17 protein-coding genes are annotated in these 21013 nt (G+C 69.6%); 7 read left to right on the top strand and 10 right to left on the bottom strand.

From position 1 onward, the window contains the following. Positions 1–15 precede the first annotated feature (15 nt). Together OO71_RS29855 and OO71_RS29860 are read right to left on the bottom strand one after the other, a co-directional pair. A complete protein-coding gene (locus OO71_RS29855) occupies positions 16–1119 on the bottom strand; it encodes an LCP family protein (protein ID WP_033293320.1) in 1104 nt (367 codons plus the stop codon). A gap of 519 nt (positions 1120–1638) precedes the next feature. Then, positions 1639–3171 carry an LCP family protein gene (locus OO71_RS29860; RefSeq protein WP_084145386.1) on the bottom strand — a complete coding sequence of 511 codons (1533 nt, stop codon included), beginning with the start codon at positions 3169–3171 and terminating at the stop codon, positions 1639–1641. 120 nt (positions 3172–3291) lie between these two features. On the opposite strand from OO71_RS29860, the gene rfbB reads away from it, so the two are divergent. Together rfbB and rfbD are read left to right on the top strand one after the other, a co-directional pair. Continuing rightward, positions 3292–4284, top strand: a complete 993-nt coding sequence (gene rfbB, locus OO71_RS29865) for a dTDP-glucose 4,6-dehydratase (protein ID WP_033293271.1) — start codon at positions 3292–3294, stop codon at positions 4282–4284. Positions 4285–4312: 28 nt separating this feature from the next. After that, positions 4313–5197 (top strand): dTDP-4-dehydrorhamnose reductase, encoded by an 885-nt coding sequence (gene rfbD / locus OO71_RS29870; protein ID WP_033293272.1) that lies wholly within the window; start codon positions 4313–4315, stop codon positions 5195–5197. 3 nt (positions 5198–5200) lie between these two features. Here the strand turns inward: rfbD and OO71_RS29875 are convergent, their stop codons facing one another. The 6 genes from OO71_RS29875 to OO71_RS29900 form a co-directional block, all read right to left on the bottom strand. Further along, positions 5201–6988: a flavin-containing monooxygenase gene (locus OO71_RS29875; RefSeq protein WP_033293273.1), complete on the bottom strand. Its 1788-nt coding sequence runs from the start codon at positions 6986–6988 to the stop codon at positions 5201–5203. A 129-nt stretch (positions 6989–7117) separates the two neighbouring features. Further along, positions 7118–7867 carry an SDR family NAD(P)-dependent oxidoreductase gene (locus OO71_RS29880; RefSeq protein WP_033293274.1) on the bottom strand — a complete coding sequence of 250 codons (750 nt, stop codon included), beginning with the start codon at positions 7865–7867 and terminating at the stop codon, positions 7118–7120. A gap of 7 nt (positions 7868–7874) precedes the next feature. Beyond that, the gene (locus OO71_RS29885; RefSeq protein ID WP_033293275.1) at positions 7875–8723 is read right to left on the bottom strand and encodes an MBL fold metallo-hydrolase; all 849 of its coding nucleotides are present in this window, start codon (positions 8721–8723) and stop codon (positions 7875–7877) included. A 135-nt stretch (positions 8724–8858) separates the two neighbouring features. Next, positions 8859–9944 carry a glycosyltransferase family 4 protein gene (locus OO71_RS29890; RefSeq protein ID WP_033293276.1) on the bottom strand — a complete coding sequence of 362 codons (1086 nt, stop codon included), beginning with the start codon at positions 9942–9944 and terminating at the stop codon, positions 8859–8861. Beyond that, positions 9937–12447 (bottom strand): glycosyltransferase, encoded by a 2511-nt coding sequence (locus OO71_RS29895; RefSeq protein WP_033293277.1) that lies wholly within the window; start codon positions 12445–12447, stop codon positions 9937–9939. Before OO71_RS29895 ends, OO71_RS29890 begins: the two co-directional genes overlap by 8 nt. A 34-nt stretch (positions 12448–12481) precedes the next feature. Further along, the gene (locus OO71_RS29900; protein ID WP_211260638.1) at positions 12482–13411 is read right to left on the bottom strand and encodes a glycosyltransferase family 2 protein; all 930 of its coding nucleotides are present in this window, start codon (positions 13409–13411) and stop codon (positions 12482–12484) included. A gap of 18 nt (positions 13412–13429) precedes the next feature. On the opposite strand from OO71_RS29900, the gene OO71_RS29905 reads away from it, so the two are divergent. Then, positions 13430–14497 (top strand): glycosyltransferase family 4 protein, encoded by a 1068-nt coding sequence (locus OO71_RS29905; RefSeq protein ID WP_033293278.1) that lies wholly within the window; start codon positions 13430–13432, stop codon positions 14495–14497. A gap of 911 nt (positions 14498–15408) precedes the next feature. Further along, positions 15409–16539, top strand: a complete 1131-nt coding sequence (locus OO71_RS29910) for a glycosyltransferase family 4 protein (protein ID WP_033293279.1) — start codon at positions 15409–15411, stop codon at positions 16537–16539. A 136-nt stretch (positions 16540–16675) separates the two neighbouring features. Here the strand turns inward: OO71_RS29910 and OO71_RS29915 are convergent, their stop codons facing one another. Next, complete coding sequence (locus OO71_RS29915) at positions 16676–17209, bottom strand: hypothetical protein (RefSeq protein WP_033293280.1); 534 nt, start codon at positions 17207–17209, stop codon at positions 16676–16678. Positions 17210–17296: 87 nt separating this feature from the next. Between OO71_RS29915 and OO71_RS29920 the strand changes: the two genes are divergently transcribed. Next, complete coding sequence (locus OO71_RS29920) at positions 17297–18163, top strand: glycosyltransferase family 2 protein (protein WP_211260639.1); 867 nt, start codon at positions 17297–17299, stop codon at positions 18161–18163. A 277-nt stretch (positions 18164–18440) separates the two neighbouring features. On the opposite strand, the gene OO71_RS29925 is transcribed toward OO71_RS29920, so the two are convergent. Beyond that, positions 18441–18875: a hypothetical protein gene (locus OO71_RS29925; protein WP_033293281.1), complete on the bottom strand. Its 435-nt coding sequence runs from the start codon at positions 18873–18875 to the stop codon at positions 18441–18443. Between the two features lie 141 nt (positions 18876–19016). On the opposite strand from OO71_RS29925, the gene manB reads away from it, so the two are divergent. Next, positions 19017–20096, top strand: a complete 1080-nt coding sequence (gene manB, locus OO71_RS29930; protein WP_033293282.1) for a mannose-1-phosphate guanylyltransferase — start codon at positions 19017–19019, stop codon at positions 20094–20096. Next, positions 20096–20989, top strand: coding sequence for a DNA-3-methyladenine glycosylase family protein (locus OO71_RS29935; RefSeq protein ID WP_033293283.1), 894 nt, complete (start codon positions 20096–20098; stop codon positions 20987–20989). The genes manB and OO71_RS29935 overlap by 1 nt, the downstream gene beginning before the upstream one ends. Positions 20990–21013 lie beyond the last annotated feature (24 nt).

Below are 21013 nucleotides of genomic sequence, written 5' to 3' on the forward strand. Positions count from 1 at the left end.
AGGCTAACCGGGCGGTCAGTCGACGCAGGGCACGCCCGGCAGCCCGGAGTCGAGCTGCAGCATCGGCGACCCGGCCGCCGCGCCGCCGCCACCGGCCGGACCGCGCCCGACCAGCCCGGCCACGAACTTCCGCACCGACGGCAGGTCCAGCTCCACGATGCTCTGCCCGTCGGCGCTGCGGCCGTTCGTGGTGACGACGGGGACGGTGGTGAAGTTCAGATCGCCGGACGCGACGCCCTTGACCTGCTGGGCGAACTCGAGCACGTCGAGGCCGTCGTCGAGCACGATCGACCGGTGCACCGCGTCCATCAGGCCGTTCATCGTGGACGGGCTGGCCAGCGTGCCCGCCGACAGCACCTTGCGCAGCGCCGAGGACAGGAACGCCTGCTGCCGCTTGATCCGGTCGAGGTCGCCGCCCGGCAGGTTCTTGCGCTGGCGCACGAAGGAAAGCGCCTCGCCGCCGGACACCGTCTGCACGCCGCGGCGGAAGTCCGCGCCGGAGTCCTTGTCCGTGGTCGCGTGGTTCAGGCACACCGGCACGCCGCCGAGCGCCTCGGTGAGCAGGTAGAAACCGAGGAGGTTGATCTCGGCGTAGTGGTCGACGCGCACCTGGGTGAGATCCTGCACGGTCTGGACCAATGCCCGCCGCCCGGCCCCATCCGAGTCCCGGGCGACTTTCGCCTGGTCACGCTCGCCGCGTGCGCGGTCCTCCTCCTCGGCGTGCGCCTTGGCCACACCGTACGCGGAGTTGATCTTGGCTTGGCCGCGTCCGGGAACGTCGACCCAGCTGTCCCGCGGAATCGACACCGCGGACGCTTTCCCGCCGTTCTTCGGGATCCGCAGCAGGATGACCGTGTCGGTGTTGATTCCGGCTTTTTCTTCGGTGCGCAACGATTTCAGCATGCTGAGCGGCAGTGGGTTGCCTTGCGCATCGGTACGCGCGTCACTGCCGACGAGCAGGATGTCGGTGGCCCCGTCGTCGGCAGGCGGCGCCGGGGGTTCCCCCGCACGGGGGGTGAGGACGTCGGTGGTGGGGACGTTGTCCTGGAGCTTGTCCTTGGTGACGTAGGCGTACCCGGTGGCGCCGAGAGCGAGCAGGGAGACGAGACCGATGGCAATCCGCCTGGTGACCCGGGTTGCGCGACCGGTCCGGCCCTCGGCGGCGGGCGGGGGCTGGGACGGCTGGGGGAGCTGGATGCGCGGGTGCGGGGAGGGTTTCCAGTCCGCGGCCGGGGTGGGCGCGGGTGCGGCTGGGACGGGCTCGGCGGCGTGTTTCGGCTGCGAAGGCGCGCTGTTGTCGGCTGCGGGTGCGGCGGGGGTGCCGTCGGCGTCGGCGGCGGCGGGTGCGGGGGCGTCGGCGGCTGCGGCTGCGGTGGTGGGTGCGGCGGGGGTGCCGTCGGCCGAGGACGTCTCGGTTGAAGTCGCAGGGGTGCCTGACCTGGCGGATTCGTCCTCGACCTCGGCGGAATCCGCGGTCACGGCGTCCGAAACTGCCGGAGTCTCCGAAACCTCCGCCGATTCCGCCGATTCCGCCGATTCCACTGTCCGGTCTGGTTTGTCCTGGTTTTCACTCACCCCATGTACCTCCCCGTCCCCAGCCTACGGCCCGCAGCCGGCCGCCACGCTGGGTGCCCGACTCTAGTTGACGCAGGGCACATCGCCCGCCGTGATCGGCGGCGCGGCGGGGGTGGCCGGGGGTGAAGAAGGGGCTGAAGAAGGGGCTGAAGCGGGAGGGGAAGAAGGAGCGTCGGCCGAACCGTGGCGTGCGTCCTTGCCCAGCAGTACCCGGACGTGTCCGGCGGCGACGTCGGCGTCCGGTTCGGCCTGTGCACTGATCCCGAGGGCCTCGCGGACCAGGTCGGCCGCGGCCTCGTCCGACGGGTGGTACCGCAGCACCGTGGTGGACCGCGTGGACAGGCCCGTGTCCGGTGCCAGCTGGAAACCCTTGCCCTGCAACAGGTTCCGCAGCGGACCCGCGGCGCCCGCGCCGGAGCCGTCGAACAGCTCGACCGTCACCTGCCCGGCGCCGGGAAGAGTGCCCGACGGCGGCGGGGCCCCGTCGGAGGTGAGGCGGTCGACGGCCGCGCGCACCTTGGCCTGGTCGACGCGCAGGACGTCGGCGCCGCCGATCACCGCGTTGCCCTCGGTGGGGATGGTGTGGAACTCGACGTTGCCGCCGGTCAGCCCGCGCATCTGGGCGGCGAACTCGGCGAGGTCCCAGCCCGCGGACAGCACCACCGACTTCTTCACGGCCTCCACGAGCTGCGCGATCCGCACCGGGTTGGCCAGTACGTCCGACGACAGCACCTTGCTCGCGAGCCCCGACAGGAACGCCTGCTGCCGCGCGATCCGGTCCAGGTCGCCGTTGGGCAGGTCGTACCGCTGCCGCACGAAGGCGAGCGCCTGCACGCCCTCGACCGTCTGCTTCCCGGCGGGCAGGTCGACGCCCGACTTCGTCTCCTGCACCGCGTGGTTGAGGCACACCTGCACGCCGCCGATGGCCTTCGTGACCTCGTAGAAGCTGGCCAGGTTCACCTCGGCGTACCGGTCGATCATGCCGGGTTTGCCGATGAACTTCTCGAGCGTGGCGACCAGGTTCTTGCGCCCGGCGAGCTTGGCCTTCTCGTCGATGTCCTTGCCGTCGGTGTTGCCTTGGGCGCGCAGGGTTTTGGCCGTGTCGTTGTACGCGTACACATACGCGCTGTTGAGCTTGTGCTTGCCGAAGCCGCCGGTGATCTCGACCCAGGAGTCACGCGGGAAGGAGATGGCGATCGCGTGCTGCCCGTTCTGCGGGATGTGCACGAGGATCATCGTGTCGGTCTGCTTCTCGCCGTCCGAGTCGCCGGCGTGCAGCATGTCGAGCACCTCGCGGGGCAGCGGGTTGCCCTGCGCGTCGGTGCGGCTGTCCTGGCCGACCAGGAGGATGTCGACCGCGCCGTCGAGCGGTTTCGCGTGCGCCTGCGGGTCGCCGAAGATCTCGGTGGTGGAGAAGCCGGACTGCGGGTCGCCGATGAACTGCCAGCCGTACCAGGTCAGGGCCAGCACCACCACCGACAGCACGGACAGCAGGACCTTGCCGCTGCGCCGCAGCACGACGAACACGCCGCGACCCCGGGGTACCGGCAGCTGTCCGCGGTGCACCGGCAGCGGTGTCCCTGGCCATTCGGCCACTGATCCTCCCCCGGACGCCCCCGCGCGCTCCACTCCTTCGCCGGACTCTACCGACTCCGCTGTGAACCACCCGTAGGCTGGGGGCGACAATGCCCGGTCGGGCAAGAAGGGTGGACGAGAATGCGGGTCCTGGTCACGGGCGGTGCCGGATTCATCGGATCGCACTACGTGCGGCAGGTGCTGTCAGGGGCGTACCCGACGCTCAGTGACGCCGAGGTCGTGGTGCTCGACAAGCTCACCTACGCGGGCAACGAGGCCAATCTGGCGCCGGTCGCGAGCAGCCCGCGGCTGCGTTTCGTGCGCGGCGACATCTGCGACGCCACGCTGGTGTCCGACCTGATGCAGGGCGTCGACCTGGTCGTCCACTTCGCCGCGGAGTCCCATGTGGACCGTTCGATCCTCGGGTCGGCGGACTTCGTGCTCACCAACGTGCTCGGCACGCAGACGCTGCTGCAGGCGGCGCTGGAGGCCGAGGCCGGCAAGTTCGTGCACGTGTCCACCGACGAGGTGTACGGGTCCATCCCGGACGGTTCGTGGTCGGAAGACCACGTGCTGGAGCCGAATTCGCCGTACTCGGCGTCGAAGGCGTCGTCGGATCTGATCGCCCGCTCGTATTCGCGCACGCACGGGCTGCCGGTGTGCGTCACGCGGTGCTCGAACAACTACGGCCCGTACCAGTTCCCCGAGAAGGTGATCCCGCTCTTCGTCACCAACCTGCTCGACGGGCGCAAGGTCCCGCTGTACGGCGACGGGCTGAACGTGCGCGACTGGCTGCACGTGGACGATCACTGCCACGGCATCCAGCTGGTCGCGGACGGCGGCCGCCCGGGGGAAATCTACAACATCGGCGGCGGTACCGAACTCACCAACCGCGAGCTCACCGAACGGCTGCTCGCGGCGGTCGGCAAGGGCTGGGAGATGGTCGAGCCGGTCGCCGACCGCAAGGCCCACGATCGGCGGTACTCGGTCGACATCGCGAAGATCAGCGGTGAACTCGGTTACGCTCCGCGGGTGTCGTTCGAGGACGGTCTGGCCGACACCGTGCGCTGGTACACCGACAACCGCGCGTGGTGGGAGCCGCTGAAGGACCGCGCCGCGCTGGGCACGTCCTGAAAACCCTGTCGCAGTAGGAGGTACGCCGGTGCAGCTGGCTGTTCTCGTGCCCGGCGGTTCCGGCCAGCTCGGCCGGGACCTGGTGAGTTCCGCGAGCCCGGAGACGGAGGTGGTGGCGCCCTCTTCGGCGGAGCTGGATCTGACGCAGACGGGCGACGTCGTCCGGGCAGTGAGCGAACTGGCCGAGCGAGCAGCGAAATCCGGCGCGTCCCCGGTGGTGATCAACGCGGCGGCGTACACGGCGGTCGACGCTGCGGAAACCGATGAGGCACGGGCGTTCGCGGTCAATGTGGACGGTCCGCGGGTGCTGGCGGCGGCTTGTACGTCGAGGCGGGTGCCGTTGATCCACGTGTCCACGGACTACGTGTTCCCTGGCGATGCCACGCAACCGTACGAAGTGGACGATGCCCTTGGCCCGCACAGTGCCTATGGCCGTACCAAGGCTGCGGGCGAGGACGCGGTGCGGGGCTCGGGTGCGTCGGCGTGGATCGTGCGCACCAGCTGGGTTTACGGCAAGACCGGCTCGAACTTCGTGAAGACCATCGCCCGCCTGGAATCCGAACGCGCGGAACTGTCCGTTGTGGACGATCAGATCGGCTCGCCGACCTGGTCGGCCGATCTGGCCGGGGGATTGCTGGAACTGGCGCGCGCCATCGCCACCGGTCACGCCCCGGCGTCGAACGTCCTGCACTGCACCGGCGGCGGCGAAACCTCTTGGTACCACTTCGCCCAAGCCATCTTCGAAGAGCTGGGCGCCGACCCCGGCCGCATCAAACCCTGTACCACGGCCGAATTCCCGCGCCCAGCTCCCCGGCCCGCCTATTCGGTACTCTCCAACGCTTCCTGGCAGGCCGCAGGCTTGCCGCCACTACGCAACTGGCGAGAAGCCCTGCACGCCTACTTCACCGGCTGACCGTCAGCCAAGAACCGGTGCGCCTGCTGAGCGCCGGAAGGACGCGGGAATCGCGCCGTCCAGTTCCGCCTTCACCAGCAGCGCAAGGCGGAGCGATCCGGGGCGGACCTGGTTGATGCCGCCGCCGTTGAACCACAGGCCGGGCTGCCCGGTCTGGCACCACATGTTGGCCCATTCGCCCTCGTCGTCGAGCCGGGCGATGGTGCCGACGCGTCCGGCGACGTCCGCGCCGAACTGTTCCGCCACCTCCACGGAGCGGTTCTGGTACCCGGTGGCCAGCACGATCAGGTCAGCCTCGACGACGCCACCGTCGGCGAGCCGGGCGCCGTCGGGTCCGAACGTCGCGATCCGATCGGCAGGCAGGACCGAGATGCGGCCGTCGACGATCGCTTCGGAGGCCCCGACGTTCAGGTAGTACCCGCTTCCGGTGCGCAGGAACAGATCGAGCCATCCGGCCTGGTCGACGCCGTCCCCGAGTCGCATCCCGGCCGCCTCGAGCCCGCGCAGCAGATCGGCGTCCATTTCCTTCGCCATCCGGTGGTACTGCTGCGATCCGGCGGTCCGGAGTGGATTGATCAGGCCGACCCCGTAGCGCACGTCCACCAGTTCCGTCGGCGTGCCGTCGAAGTAGGCGGCGTACGCGAGGTTCGCGGTGGCCACGTGGTTCACCACGACCGGACCGCGCTGGACCATCGTCACCTCGACGCCGTGGTTGTGCAGGTCCAGCGCGATGTCGTGACCGCTCGCGCCCACGCCGACCACGATCGCCTTGCGCGCCGCAACCTGCGTTGCCCCGTGATAGGCCGAAGAGTGGACGACCTTGCCCGCGAACTCGGTGAGCCCTGGCAATTCGGGGATCGCAGGTTTGCCACCGATGCCGCCGGTCGCGTGGACGATGTGCCGCGGGTGCAGCACCCGGGTCCGGCCGTCGCCGCGGCGAACCGTCGCGGTCCACGTCCCGGCCGTCTCGTCGCGTTCGGCACCCTCGAACGAGGTCGCCGTCCAGACGTCGAGATCGAGGTAGCGGGCGTAGATCTCCAGCCAGTCGGCGACGACGTCCTTGGGCAGGTATTCCGGGTAGTGCGCCGGGAACGGCAGGAAGGGGAAGCCGTTCATCTCCACCGGGTTGTGCAGGGCCAGCGCTTCGTACCGGTTGCGCCAGTTGTCCCCGACCCGCTCGTTCTTGTCCACGACCAGCGCCGACACGCCGAACCGGCGCAGGTACGCGGCGGTGATCAGGCCCGCCTGCCCGCTGCCGACGATCAGCACCTCGGGGTCGGTGCCGGTGAACTCCCGCCGGGCCTGGCGGTTTTCGCCGTAGGTCTGGCCCGGCTGCGCGGGGTCGTACCCCAGACCGCGCGGATGCACCTCGGGCGGCTCGACCGAGTGCAGCCGTTCGAGCCGCGTGTAGAGGGCGTGCGCGGTGAAGCCGTACGGCGACTGCGCGTCGGGCCGCGCGTTGAGCAGCCCGAGTCCGACGCCCGCGGCCGTGTCGAACTCGAAGAAGATCTCCACCACCGCCGAGTCACCCTCGCCGAACAAGTGCGGCACGGGCCATTCACCGGCGATGCGCAAGTTGGCGGGCTTGATGTCGGCGACGACGCGGAGCAACGTCGAGACGACGGCTTCCCGGCCGTGGAACTGCCGGAAGTCCCAGGTCAGCGCACCGTTGTCGCGCAGGTAGGACTGCTCCGCGAACAAGCTCGCGAGCGCGTCGGCGGCACAGGTCGCGAGCGCCCGCTCGAAGTCGGCAAGCCAGCGCTCGGCGCCGGGCAGCAGGTTCTCGGTCATCCGGGTGTCCTCTCGGTTCGAGCGCCAGGGCGTCGTGGCGCCTTGTGGACGTGGTCCGAGGTTAGGAATCGGTGGCGGTCAGCCGAAGCGTTGTTCGGCCAAGCCGAACGCGGGTGTACTTCCGGTGGTTCAGCGCGCGGTGAGTCCGCCGTCGACGACGAGGGCGTGGCCGGTGATGAACGAAGCCTGGTCGGAAGCCAGAAACGCCACCGCGGCGGCGATCTCTTCCGGACGGCCCCAGCGCGCCATCGGTACCCGCAGCGTCTGTGTGATCAGCGTGCGGCTTTCCGCCTCGCTGGAGGTCATCGCGGCGGTCATCCGGGTTTCGACATAACCGGGGCACACCGCGTTGACCCGGATGCCGTCGCGCGCATAACGGAGCGCCGCGTCCTTGGTCGCGCCGATCACGCCGTGTTTCGCGGGGCCGTACCCGGTCGGTCCGATCGATCCGGTGATACCGCTGATCGAGGCGATGTTGACGACCGAACCGCCCCCGTACCGCTGCAGGATCGGGATTCCCACACGCATCCCGCGCCACATGCCGAACAGGAACATGTCCACGTTGCGCTCGAAATCGTCGTCGCGCCCGTTGCTCGTCGCCCCGGCGGAGTTGACGACGACATCGAGGCGGCCGAAGTGTTCTTCAGCCGAAGCGACGCTGGCGCGGACCGATTCGGTGCGCAAGACGTCGGTCTCGGTGAACGTCGCTTCGCCGCCTGCGCTGGTGATCTCGTCGACGAGGCTCTTGCCTGCGGTCTCGTCGAGGTCCGCGATGACCAGCCGGGCACCGTCGCGCGCCAAGGCCTGCGTGATGGCCCGGCCGATCCCGTGCGCGCCCCCGGCGACCCAGCACACGTGCCGGGAAAGACTGTCGTACATGAGGTTCCTACCGGACGGTCTCGTAGGCGATGCCGGATGGGGTCGCGCCGTCCTTGACCAGCCGACCCCATTTCAGGCCGGGAAAATGGGCCGCGGCGAACGGCAGCCCGGTGTCGTAGAGGCGGCGCCGGTACCGTTCGATTGCCTCGATGGCCTTGCCGTGGTCCTGGTTGAAGGCCAGATCCCAGGCCTCGACCAGTTCCCCCTGCGTGTGCACCAGATCGCCGAGCAGCAGACCCTGCTCGCCTCGGGAAGTCAGCTCGAACACCGTGTGCCCTGGGGTGTGCCCGGCGGCTTCCAGCGCGACGATGCCGGGCAGAATCTCGTCCCCGGCCTCGAAAAGCTCGATCCGGTGGGCGACCGGCGCGAACCTGACTGAGACCAGGTCGCGGTCGGCCTTGGTGACCGCGACTTCCCACTCCTCGAGCTGGTAGCCGGTAGGGGAGTAGTGCTCCCAATCGCGCCGGTCGATCCGGATGGCCGCATTGGGGAAGTACGCCTTGCCTGCTTGCGACGTCCAGCCGATGTGGTCGATGTGCAGGTGTGAGTACACGACGTCGGTGATGTCGAGCGGGCTGACGTCCAGCGCCCACAGCGCCGACCGCAGCCCGCCACCGTTGAATGGCGGCAGGGCATCGAGTCCCATTCCGGTGTCGTGCAAGACAACCTTGTCGCGGTAGCGAATGAGGTACGACCCGATGGTGTTGATCTGCTGTCCGGTGCACGGATCGAGGTATCTCGCGTAGGGCGCCCAATCTTCCTCCGTGGGCGGGTTTACGCCCCCGTAGAGGCCCTCCTTGTCCAGCGCGGCCTCACCGTCGATGAGCGCGTCGATGCGCATGTCGCCGATCTGCATGAGCGCTCCCTTGCCCGAGCTGTGCTTCCGCACTGAGCGTCGGTTTCGAGGGCACTTCGGTAAAGGCGCGTTCGTCTTTCGCGGACGGTTCGCCGCTACCCGCTGGTCTGTGGGAGACTCGCGGGGTTTGCGCGGTCAGCGTCCGGCGGCCTGGCGGTATGCGGCAAGGGTGCGCAGGGCGGTGTTGTGCCAGGTGAAACCGGCGGCGTGGGCGCGTCTTGCGGTGGACGTCGCGGTTGCGTGCGGGTCGATCACGGCTTGCCGCAGGGCGTCGGCCAGGCCGTCGACGTCGTCGTACTGGACCAGGGTGGCGCAGTCGCCCGCGACTTCCCTCAGCGCGGGGATGTCGGTGCACACCACGGGGACGTCGGAGGCCATGGCTTCCAGGATCGGGAGCCCGAAGCCTTCGTCGCGGGAAGGCAGGACCAGGGCAGCGGCCCCGGCGACCACGGTGCGCAGGTCCACATCGGACAGATAGCCGGTCTGGCCGGAGCGGGGCAACCGCGGGAACGGGCCGGGACCGGCGAAAACCAGCGGGGGCAGGTCGGGGGCGGCGGCGTGCGCGGCGGCCAGCCAGTCGAGTCCCTTGCGGGGACCGGCGGCACCGGCGAAGAGCAGGTATTTGTCCGGGAGCCGCAGTTTTGCGCGGACACCGTCATCGGGAGGACGGGCGGTGAACCACGCCGGATTGACGCCGAGCGGGGTCGCGACAATGCGGGAACGGTCGACGTCCAGTTTCTCGGCTACCAAATCTGCGACGGCTTCCGTCGGGGTGCAAATGACGCTCGCGCGATGCGCACCACGGCGGACCAGTTCCGGCAGGGTTCGGTCCGATGGCGACAATTCCTGGGGGGCGTCGATGAAAGCCAGGTCGTGAATGGTCAATACCCCGGCGGCGCGAAGTCGGCCGGGGAGGACGAAATTGGTGCCGTGTACGACATCCGTGGTTCCGGCGAAAAGCTCGACCGGCGGTAGTTGCGAGCGTAGCCAGCTGGCTCGGAGGAGCCGAGCCGACACTGGCATGCCGCGCGCCTGTACGCCGTGCGGGAGGACGTGGCGGAGTTTTCGCCAGCCACGCAAGGTAAAGGCGACGGCGCGAAGGTCCACTTCGGACATTGACGCGAGTTCTTCACTCAGTGCGGCGGTATAGCGGCCGATCCCGGTGCGGGAGCCGAGAAGGGGAGTGCCGTCGAGGAGGACGCGCAGGGGACGGTCAGCCACGGCGCAACCGCTCGCGGGCGACCTTCGTGACCCGGCCAGCCGCGCGTCGCGCCAGCTCGCCCGGGCCGCCGGCAGCGAGGTATTCGCGGACCAGCGCGAGGTCACGACGTACCAATGCGGCACCGCGGACCGGTTCGCTCGTGGTGAGATCGGCGCCGCCGGGGAGGCGATCCGCGGCCGGACGCGGGTTCCGGCAGAATTCCACCAGCGGCTTCAAGGCTTCCGGCCACGCGTACCGCTGCGCGACCACCCGGATCCGCTCGACGCATCCGGCCGTGAATTCCTTATCGTACAAGCACTTTTCGAGGGCATCGGCCAACGCGGCGGCATCTTCGGCGGGTACCACGACGCCGAGGTTTTCGGCACGGACGAGGTCGGCAAATGCGTCACCGTCGGTGGTGACAATCGGCAATCCGGACCAGAGGTAATCGAGTACGCGAGTGCGGAAAGCGAAGGTGGTCTCGACGTGCTCGTAATGCGTGGTGACACCGCAATCGGCGTCGAGAAGCCAATTCTGCCGGTCTGAATACGGGACCCACTGCTCGTTGAAGAATACGTTCTTGTCCGTCAGCCCGAGTGAATCCGCGAGCCGCATGGTCCGCGCGCCGATATCCATTTCCGCGACCTCGGGATTCGGATGTTTCATCCCGAGGAATACGAGCCGGGCGTCGTCGCGGCGGTGGCGCAGGAGATCGAAAGCGCGGATCAGCGTCAGCGGGTCGAACCAGCTGTACACCCCGCCCGCCCACAGCACCACGCGGTCGGATTCGCCGATTCCCAGCGACGAGCGCAAACCCGGCCCGGTGCGGACCGGCGCCTGCGGGGAAAGGCCGAACGGCACCACCGCGAGCAGCGACTGCGTGGTCGGATCCGCGTCGTACAGCCGCGGGGACAGCCTGCCGAGCGCGGCGAGGTGACCGAGCCAGAAATGCCGCTGCCGTTCGGACGCGCAGAGGAAGAAGTCGGCCCGTTCGAGCTGCGCGTCGAGGACCCGGGTGACGCCGGCGAGGTCGAGCGCGCGCTGGTCGTCGGGCGCGTCCTTGCCCTGTTCCAGCAGCTCCAGGTGCATCGGATCGTAGACATCGGCGACCACGATCTTGTGCTCGTGCTGCTTTTTCAGCGACGGCGCCAGCTCCAGCACGTGGCCCTGCAGGATGATGACGTCGGCCCACGCGATGGGGCCGTCGAGGTCGCGATGCTTGCCCGAGCTGATCCGGAACGCCGCGGGCGGCGGCGAGACCAGCGGGTTCGTGGTCATGAGGTGGACGTCGTGCTCGGTGGCGAGTGTCGAGGCGATGTTCCACGCGCGGATCGCGGGTCCGGCCATCCGCTCGGTGATCGAATCGCCGGTGAGCACGAGAATCTTGCGCCGCTGCCCGAAAACCTGCTCGATCCCGAACGCTTCGACCAGGATTTCGTGCGCCCGCAGGTAATCCGGCAAGGGGTAGGCGGGCTCAAGTGCCTTGCGCAGCAAGGGAAGCAGGTCGGCGTCGGTGCGTACGCGCGCGGCTTGCTCGGCCGCGCGGGACTCGGCCAGCGACGGCAGCATTTCCACGAACCGGTCCACTGCCAGCACGCCGGCGAGCGCTGTGCGGGGGATGGCGACGTCGGAGGTGTCGACTGGTCCGACGCCTTTTTCCAGATCGAGCTGGTCCGCGTCGATGCCGCCGCGTGCGGTGGCCCGGCGCACGGCCAGGGCGAGCGCCGCGGGTAACGCGCGGGCCAGGGATTCGTCGGACAGGTTCTTGTACAGCGCTGCGAGTGCGTTGCGCTCCAAGAGGAAGGTCTCGCGGCCGGTGTCGAGCGCGTCGACGGCGGCCATCGTGCCGTGGTGCCGGTGGTAGGTGAGGGATTCCGGCACGTACCGGACGCGCCAGCCGCGCAGGTTGAGCCGCCAGCCGAGGTCGACGTCCTCGTAGAACATGAAGAACCGCTCGTCGAAGCCGTCCAGCTCGGCGAACACCGCCGCGCGGACGAACAGCGCCGAACCGGTACCGAAGAGCACGTCCTTTGCTACGTCGTGCTCGGCTGCGGGCACGTCGGCGAGCGGGCTGCCCGCGTGCCGTTTGTAGCCCATGCCGAACCAGGTCAGGCCTGCGTCGACGAAGTCGGTGCCGGTGCCGTCCCAATCGAGGACCTTGCTCGCGACCGCGGCGACGGCCGGCTGCGCGCGCAGCTCGGCGACCGCCGCGGAGATCCAGGCCGGCGCGGGGCGGGCGTCGTTGTTGAGGAAGCCGAGGACGGTGCCGTTCGCGTGCCGCGCGCCGAGGTTGCAGCCGCCCGCGAACCCGGTGTTGACTGGCGATTCGATGATCTTGGCGCCGGGTACCGCGGCCCGGATGCGCGCAGCGTCGTCGCCACCGGAAGCGTTGTCGACGCAGATCAGCTCGGTGTTGGGGTAGTCGAGGCCCTCGAGCGCCCGCAGGCAGGTGATGGTGTCGTCGGCGCCGCGGTAGTTCACCACGATCACCGAGACGAGCGGTTGCGGGTCCCCCACTGCCAAGACGAGCTCCCTGTCTTGTCGATTTCCGCCCAGCTTAAAGCCCGGCCCATGCCTCCCAGATCGCGCCTCGGCGCAGTGCCGCGATCCGGGTGACGCGGCCGCGTTCCCGCAGCGTGGCGGGTAGCCGGACGGCAACTTCCGCAAGCACGTGCAAGCGCAGCGCAGGGTCGAAGTTGGCGGCTTTCGGACGCGTGCGGCGGAGCGGCAGCAGCGCGGTCAGGACGGCGAATCGCGCCAGCTCACGCACGGCGACCGCGGCCGGTGCGCAGCGCAGCAGCATGAGCAGGCGGTTGCGTTCGTTCCAGCGGTGGAACTGCGGCGACCCGGGGTTCGTGCTGGCGCCGTGGAGGTGTCGGACGCGGGCTGCCGGCGCGGCGACGACGTGCCAGCCGGCCAGCCGCAGCCGCCACGCCGTGTCAGTGTCCTCGTAGTAACAGAAGAAGCTCGCCGGTACGCCGCCGACCGCGCGGACGGCCTCGGTGCGCAGCAGCGCGGCGCCGCCGCAGAAGCCGAAGACCTCGGTGGAAGGTTCGGCGAGGTCAGCGCCATGCCCGTCGGCCGTGAGCCGGACGCCGGTCGACTGCGTACGCCCGTCGGGCAGCTCCAGCCGCGACGTGACGGCGGCGGCGAGCGGCTGGTTGTCGAGGGTGTCTTCGAGGGTCGCGAGCCAGGTTGGTTCGGGGGCGGCGTCGTCGTTGAGCCAGGCGATGCGGGGGGTGGTGACGCGGTCGAGCGCGCGGGCCATCGCACCGGCGTACCCGGTGTTGCGCCGCAGCCGCAGTACCTCCGGACGGCTCGGGTGGGCGGCGAGGAGGGCGGCGGTGCCGTCGGCGGAAGCGTTGTCCACCACGAGTGTCCGATGTGGACGGCTCTGCGCGGCGAGGGCGTCGAGGCAGGCGGTGAGGTGGGCCGCGCCACGCCAGGTCACCACGACGACGGTGGTGCCGGATTCCGCGCTGGTCACCTGGGAGAGAATAGCGGCGTGCCCGAACTGGTCGTGATCGCCGAGCAGTTGCTCGCCCCCGTTCCGGGTGGCACCGGCCGGTACACGGCCGAGCTGCTGCCCGCGCTCGCGCGCACCGCGCCGCCGGGCTGGAGCGTGTCCAGCGTGGTCGCGCGGCATGCCGACGTGTCGGCGGCGCAGATCGAGGGGGTCGAGGGACCGCGCGTACTGCCGCTGCCGCCGCGCGCGTTGGTCGCGCTGTGGCAGCTGGGCGTCCGGTGGTGGCCGGGCGGTGACGCAGTGCATGCGCCTACCCCGTTCGCGCCCCCTCGTGCCCCGGCTGGCCGAACACTGACCGTGACGGTGCACGACACGGTCCCGTGGACGCACCCGGAAACCCTGACGGCCCGCGGGGTGAGCTGGCACCGGTCGATGATCGCGCGTGCGGCGCGCCGGGCGTCGGGCCTGATCGTCCCGACCCGCGCGGTGGCCGACGAGCTGGCGGTGCTGGTGGACGTGACGGTGCCGGTGCGCGTCGTACCGCACGGGGTTTCGGTGCCGGCGGGGTCGGCTTCGCTGGACTTGCCGCCGCGGTATGTGCTGACGGTCGGGACGATCGAGCCGCGCAAGGGCATGGACGTGCTAGTGGATGCCGTCGCACAACTCGACGGGGTCGGTTTGGTGATTGCCGGCCAGCCCGGGTGGGGAGGGATCGACCCGGTCCGCCTGGCAGCCGAGCGAGGGCTGAAATCGGTGCGGGTACTGGGAAAGGTGACGGACGCCCAGCTGTCGACGGCGCTGCGCGGTGCTTCGGTGCTGGCAGTCCCGAGCCTGGCGGAGGGTTTCGGGTTGCCGCTGCTGGAGGCGATGGCGGTGGGGGTGCCGGTGGTGCACACGGATGTCCCGGCCCTGGTGGAGGTCGCGGGCGGCGCAGGGGTGGTGGTACCGCGGGGGGATGCACCGGCGCTGGCCGCGGGGTTGCGTGAGGTGCTGGGGTCGGCCGAGCGAGCAGGGGAACTGTCGAGGTTGGGACGGGAACGCTCGCGAACGTTCACGTGGCGAGCCGCGGCGGAGGCGGTTTGGGCGGCACATCGACGGGCTGGGTGAGGGTCGTTGGGGTCGCGTGTTGAGCTTTTGGGCCGGTTTGGGGTTGAGGTGAGGTTGAGGGTGGGGCCGGGGTGGGGTTGAGGGTGGCTCGGGTGTTGGGGCCGGGCGTGGGTTTGGGATGGCCGTGGGTTTGGCATGGCGCGGATTGGGTTGGCGTGGGTTTGAGGCAGCTCCGGATGTCGGGGCGGCGTGGGTTTGGGGTGACTCGGGCTGGGCGTGGGTTTGGGGCGGCGTGGGTGTCGGGGCTGGCTGTGGTGAGCTATCGCGGTAATGAACTCCGGAAGGCGTGAAGCTCCCCTTCATACCTTTCTTCTCGCCGGGCAGTCGCGACTTGCCAACGGCGCTCCGGCAAGAGCCATGCCGACTACGCCCGGCAAGGAATGAAGGTCCCCTTCAATCCGCTCGCTTGCTCGTCTGCCCGCCCGTCCGTCCGCCCGCCCGTCCGCTCACTCGCCCGCCCGCCCGCTCGCTTGTTCGTTCGCGAGGGTCCCCGTCGCGCAGTTGCCTGTTGCGATGGTCCCCCTCACGGCCGCCGCGGATGGTGTGAAGGTCCCCTTCATCCCGTCCGGTCGCTTGCGAGGGTCCCCGTCGTGCGGCTGACTGTTGCGATGGTCCCCCTCACGACCGCCGCGGAAGGAATGAACGTCCCCTTCACCCCGCCTATGCGCTTGCGAGAATCCCTCCCCCACGCCCGAGTGTCCGCGATGGGTCCCCTCGCACCCACCTGGCGAAGCATGCTCCCTCCGCGTCATCGAGGGTCGCGCCGTCCGACCGGCTCGCGGTGAGGAATAACCCACCCACTGGCCGCCCTTCCAACAGCGTCCGACTGCAGGCATAAGGGAAGTTTGCCGGTTCCTGACCTGTGCGGTGCGTGATCGCCGTACGCTGCACTCGTGACCGGTGATCCCCGTGTGCTGATCGACGCGACCGCGGTGCCCGCGGACCGGGGTGGGGTCGGTCGGTACGTGGACTCGCTCGTCTCGGCGCTCGATCAGGACGGGGCCCGGCTCACGGTCGTCTGCCAGCCGCGGGATCTGCCGCTCTACGACCAGCTTGCGCGCAGCTCCACGGTCGTCGCCGCATCGCCTGCCACCTCCACCCGCACCGCGCGGCTGACCTGGGAACAAGCCACCCTCCCGAGACTCGCGCGCCGGCTTGCCCCGGACGTAGTCCACTCGCCGCACTACACGATGCCGCTCGGCAGCGGGGCCGCTTCGGTCGTCACCCTGCACGACGCGACCTTCTTCACCGACGCCGTCCTGCACTCGTCCGTGAAAGCCCGCTTCTTCCGCGCCTGGACCACCACCGCCCTCCGCCGCGCGACACTCTGCGTAGTGCCCAGTCACGCGACCGCCGCCGAGCTGGCGCGCGTCAGTCCGGTGCATCGCGCGGAGTTGGAGATCATCCACCACGGCGTCGACAGCGAACGTTTCCACCCGCCGTCTCCGGAGGAAATCGCCGCCGCGCGCGCTGCGGTCGGCCTCGGGACGACGCCGTACATCGCCTTCCTCGGTGCCCTCGAACCGCGCAAGAACGTCCCGGCGCTGATCCGCGGGTACGCGCGCGCGGTCGCCGGCCGCCGCGACCCGCCCGCGCTCGTGCTCGCCGGTCAACCCGGCTGGGACACCCAGGTCGAACGCGCCCTCGACGCCGTACCGCACCGCCTCCGCGTGATCCGCGCCGGTTACCTGCCGTTCGGCACCCTCGCCGGCTTCCTCGGCGGATCCGACCTGGTCGCGTACCCGAGTCTCGGCGAAGGCTTCGGCCTCCCCGTTCTCGAAGCAATGGCTTGCGGCGCAGCGGTTCTCACCACCCGGAGGTTGTCGTTACCGGAGGTCGGCGGCGACGCGGTGGCATACTGCGGCGTCGGCGCAGGTGACGTCGCCGCGGCACTCACGGAACTCCTAGCCGACCCGTCCCGCCGCGCGTTCCTGGCGTCTGCCGCCCAGCGCCGCGCAAAGGAATTCGCTTGGGCGACAACGGCAGACCGCCACCGTGAGGCGTACGGCAAAGCCTGGCATCGGCATTTACGCAACCGGTGAATCTTGCTATCCGCGCACGCGACAACTTTGGCAGTCAGTCGTGCTGTGCTACGCTCTGTGATGCGAGGTCCTCGTAGGACCGAGTATGAGAGCCTGTGACGCGTCCGGACGGTCGTCTCACAGGCTCTTCGCCTGTTCAGACCTTGATCTGCTCGGCGATCAGCGGTGCCACGCGATCGGCCCATCCGCCTCCCGCTCCGAAGCACCAAGCCACTGCGTCCGATACCCACAGGATGGGCTCCAGCGTCGAGTCAAGGTGTTCGTAGGTCAGGCGAGTGTTCGACGGTCGTGCGCCAAGGGCATGCCACAGGGTCCGGTGGTCATGCACATCGCGGTGGTCACGGGTGTCGAGCACGAGGCGGTGCGCCCGCAGGTCGAGCAAATCCTCGATCGCCCGATGCAGGCAATCCTGACGGACCAGCTCTTCGGTCTTGGGCAAGCAAGGCCCGGAGTACATCCGGACGGTGACCGCCAGCTTCATCATCTGATCGACGATCTGTCTTCGGCGTGGATCCTTCTCCTTCTTGAAGTGAAGTTCCCGCGCACCGCGGAGAAGCAATCCGGTCAGGGCTCGCCGGGTCGGTCCCAGGTGCGCAGGCTCCACGACAGTCATACGCAGGAGACAGCGGCGAGCGCGGATCGATTCGTCGATGAAGGCGTGCACAGGCATTCGCACATTGTGACCCGCTCAAGATTACCCTAGGTGATCGGGTCGGCGGGTTGTTGTAGCCGTGCGTGAGCGGTGGACAATGGCGCCGTGACTGAGCAGCGTGTGTACGGCGACCGCGTCGGTGTTGTGACCGTGACGTACTTTCCCGGGGAAACGCTCGAGAAGTTCCTCGACACGCTCGGCAAAGCGACCGACCGTGAGGTGCACGTCGTGGTCGCCGACAATGCTTCCACCGACGGTGCGCCCGAGAAAGCGGCCGAGCGGGAGAACGTCACTCTGGTCAGCATCGGCGAGAACGTCGGCTACGGGACGGCCGCCAACCGTGGCGTTGCGGCGCTCGACGACAGCTTCGGCTGGGTCGTCGTGGTCAATCCGGACCTCGAGTGGGAGCCCGGGTCGCTCGACGCGTTGCTCGAGGTCGCCGGGCGGTGGCCGCGCGGGGCTGCGTTCGGGCCGTTGATCCATGACCTCGACGGCACCGTCTACCCCTCTGCCCGGCTGCTGCCGTCGTTCGGGCGCGGGATCGGGCATGCGGTGTTCGGCAAGATCTGGCCCGGTAACCCCTGGACCCGCCAGTATCGCCAGGAAAACTCGGCACCCGCCGAGCGGACGTCCGGCTGGCTGTCGGGTTCGTGCCAGCTCTTCCGGCGCGAGGCGTTCGACGCGGTCGGTGGGTTCGATCCGCGGTACTTCATGTATTTCGAGGACGTCGATCTCGGGGACCGGCTCGCGAAGGCCGGGTGGCTGAATGTGTATGCGCCATCGGCGAGTGTGATGCACATCGGCGGGCACTCGACGGCGCGGGCGTCGGCGAAAATGCTGCGTGCCCACCATGCGAGCGCATACCGCTACCTCGCCGACCGGCACCACGGGCTGCAGTGGAAGCCGGTGCTCGCGGCGGTGAAGCTGGGGCTGGCGTTGCGGGTGAAGCTGGAGACCCGGAAGGACGGATAGCTCCCGCGGAGCCAGACCGACGCGGAAATACCGGCCGGAGAAGCCAGTGCGGGGTCGCAGACCTGTGAAAGCGCCGCGCAAACTCGGTCGGGCGACCGGCCCGAGGAAACCCGCTCGGTCACAGGCTTGCGGAAGCGCCGCGAAAATCACCGGCCGGGAAGCCCCAGTGGTCACCGGCCACCGAAAACACGGTGGCTACTCGCCCGCACAAACCCCCGCGGGCTCAGCGGCCTGCGAAACCCCGCACGAGCACCAGCTCAACGAAATCCCAGCAAGATCACAGACCGTCGAGACGCCTGGACAGATCCGAGCGGCCGTTGGTCTGCTTGATCGTCGGAACCAGACCCGTCATCTCGGCCTCGTCCTGTTCCCTCAGCGGGCTTGCGACCGGGGCGGCCTGCGGGCGCGGCACCAGCGGCGTGGTGGCCTGCGGGCCCGGTACCTCCAGCGGCCTCGTCGGGGACGGCTGGGCCAGTGGGTGCGGCGACGGTTGCGTGGAGGTGCCCGCGGCGAGCGGGTGGTCGTTTTCCTCGATCAGCGATGCCGGGAGCTGGGTCGTGGTGTCCGGGTCCAGGTCGGACACCACCGATCTCGGGATCTGCTGGGTGTTGGAGGCGTCCATCGGCGACGTCATGTTGTCCGGCGTCACCACGAAGGTTCCGCGCGAACGTGCACGTGCGAGCAGGGCGTCCGCGCGATCGCGGGGGTCCATTCCCCTCGGCCTCCCGACTGACCCGGGGCCCTCTAGGAAAAGGCCCGCCTGTTTCCTGTCTAGGGTAGGCCCTCGGGGCCCGCGCCGCCCACGTTTCCCGCGGCTTGTCGCCCAGCGGGGCGTGATACAAAGGAGAGTGCTGTGACGTCCGAGGTCGAGGTCGACGCCGTCGTGCTGGTCGGCGGGCAGGGCACGCGGCTGCGTCCGCTCACGCTGTCGGCGCCGAAACCGATGCTGCCCACAGCCGGTACCCCCTACCTCAGCCACCTCTTTTCCCGCATCCGCGCGGCCGGTATCCGGCACGTGGTGCTCGGCACGTCGTACCGGGCGGAGGTGTTCGAGGAGTACTTCGGCGACGGGTCCGCGCACGGCCTGGAGCTGGAGTACGTCGTCGAGGACGAGCCGCTCGACACCGGTGGTGCCATCCGCAACGTCTACGACCGGCTCCGCGCCGACCACGCGATCGTCTTCAACGGCGACATCCTCTCCGGCGCCGACCTGCACGCCCAGCTCGCCACCCACCTCGGCTCCGCCGCGGACGTCACCCTCCACCTCCAGCGCGTCCCCGACCCCAGCCGCTTCGGCTCGGTGCCCACCGACGAGGACGGGCGCGTCACGGCCTTCCTCGAGAAGACGCCGGACCCGCCCACCGACCAGATCAACGCCGGCTGCTACGTCTTCCGGCGGCCGGTGATCGAGACCATCCCGGCCGGGCGCCGGGTGTCCGTCGAGCGCGAAACCTTCCCCGGACTCCTCGCCGACGGTGCGCACCTGCATGGTTTTGTCGACTCTTCGTACTGGCTCGACGTCGGCACCCCGGAGGCGTTCGTCCGCGGCAGCGCCGACCTCGTCCGCGGTATTGCGCCCACCTCGGCACTGGCCGGTCCGACCGGAGACTTCCTCGTATTGGAAGGGGCTTCGGTGTTCACCGGGGCCAAGCTGACCGACGGGTCGACCATCGGTGCGCGGGCAGTCGTGGAGCAAGGGGCGACGGTGTCCGGCTCGGTGATTTTCGACGACGCCGTGATCGGCCGCGACGCCATTGTGGAACGTTCGGTGCTGGGCCGCGGGGTGGTGGTCGGCGCGGGTGCGGTGCTGCGCGGGGTGGTACTCGGCGACGGCGCTTCGGTGGGCGCGGGCTGCGAGCTGCTCGACGGCGTCCGCGTGTGGCCCGGAGTCACCGTGCCGGACGGCGGCATCCGATTCTCGAGTGACACCTGATGGAGTGGCGCCCGCCGTTCCCGGTGGACCTGGCCGCGGTGCTGGGTCCGCTCAGCCGTGGCCGCGGGTCGCTGAACTTCCGGCGTGACCGCGGGGTCTGGTGGCTGGCCGCGAACACCCCTGGTGGCAAAGGAACTTTGGCGCTGCTGCCGCGAGCGGACAGGGTCGTCGAGGCCGAAGCTTGGGGCGACGGCGCGGAATTCCTGCTCGACGGCGTACCCGCGCTGCTCGGCGCCGACGATGACGACGCCGGATTCGTCGCCCACCACCCCGTGATCGCCGCAGCGCGCCGATGTTCGCCCGGGCTCCGGCTGGGCGCGACCGGCCGGGTTTGGGACGCGCTCGTGCTGGCCGTGCTGGAACAGAAGGTGAGTGGCAAGGAGGCAATCCGGTCGTGGGCGGAGCTGTGCCGGTGGTTCGGTACGCGCGCGCCCGGTCCGGGGCCGGATTTCCTTCGGGTACCCCCTGATCCGGTCGCTATTCGGTCCATTGTGGACTGGAACTGGCACCGGATCGGCGTGGACGTCAAGCGCCGCACGACCCTCATCGAGGCGGCCCGGGTCGCCCCGCGGCTGGAGGAAGCGGTGTCCCTGCGCGGCGCCGAGGGACGGGCGTTGCTGCGGAAGGTGCGGGGAATCGGCGTGTGGACGGCGGCGGAAATCGCCCAGCGCGCATGGGGCGACCCGGACGCGGTCAGCTTCGGGGACTACAACATCCCGGCGATGGTCGGGCACACCCTGCTGGGCCACAAGATCGACGACGAGCAGATGGCGCAGCTGCTACAGCCGTACGCACCGCAGCGGCAACGGGTGATCCGGTATTTGGAGACGGCCGGGGCTCGCCGGCCGAGGTTCGGGCCGCGCATCGAACTGCGGGACTACCGCGCGATGTGACTCACGCCTGCGGCGGGTTTTGCG

The sequence above is a fragment of the Amycolatopsis jejuensis genome (assembly GCF_000717335.1).
GTDB classification, from domain to species: Bacteria; Actinomycetota; Actinomycetes; order Mycobacteriales; family Pseudonocardiaceae; genus Amycolatopsis; species Amycolatopsis jejuensis.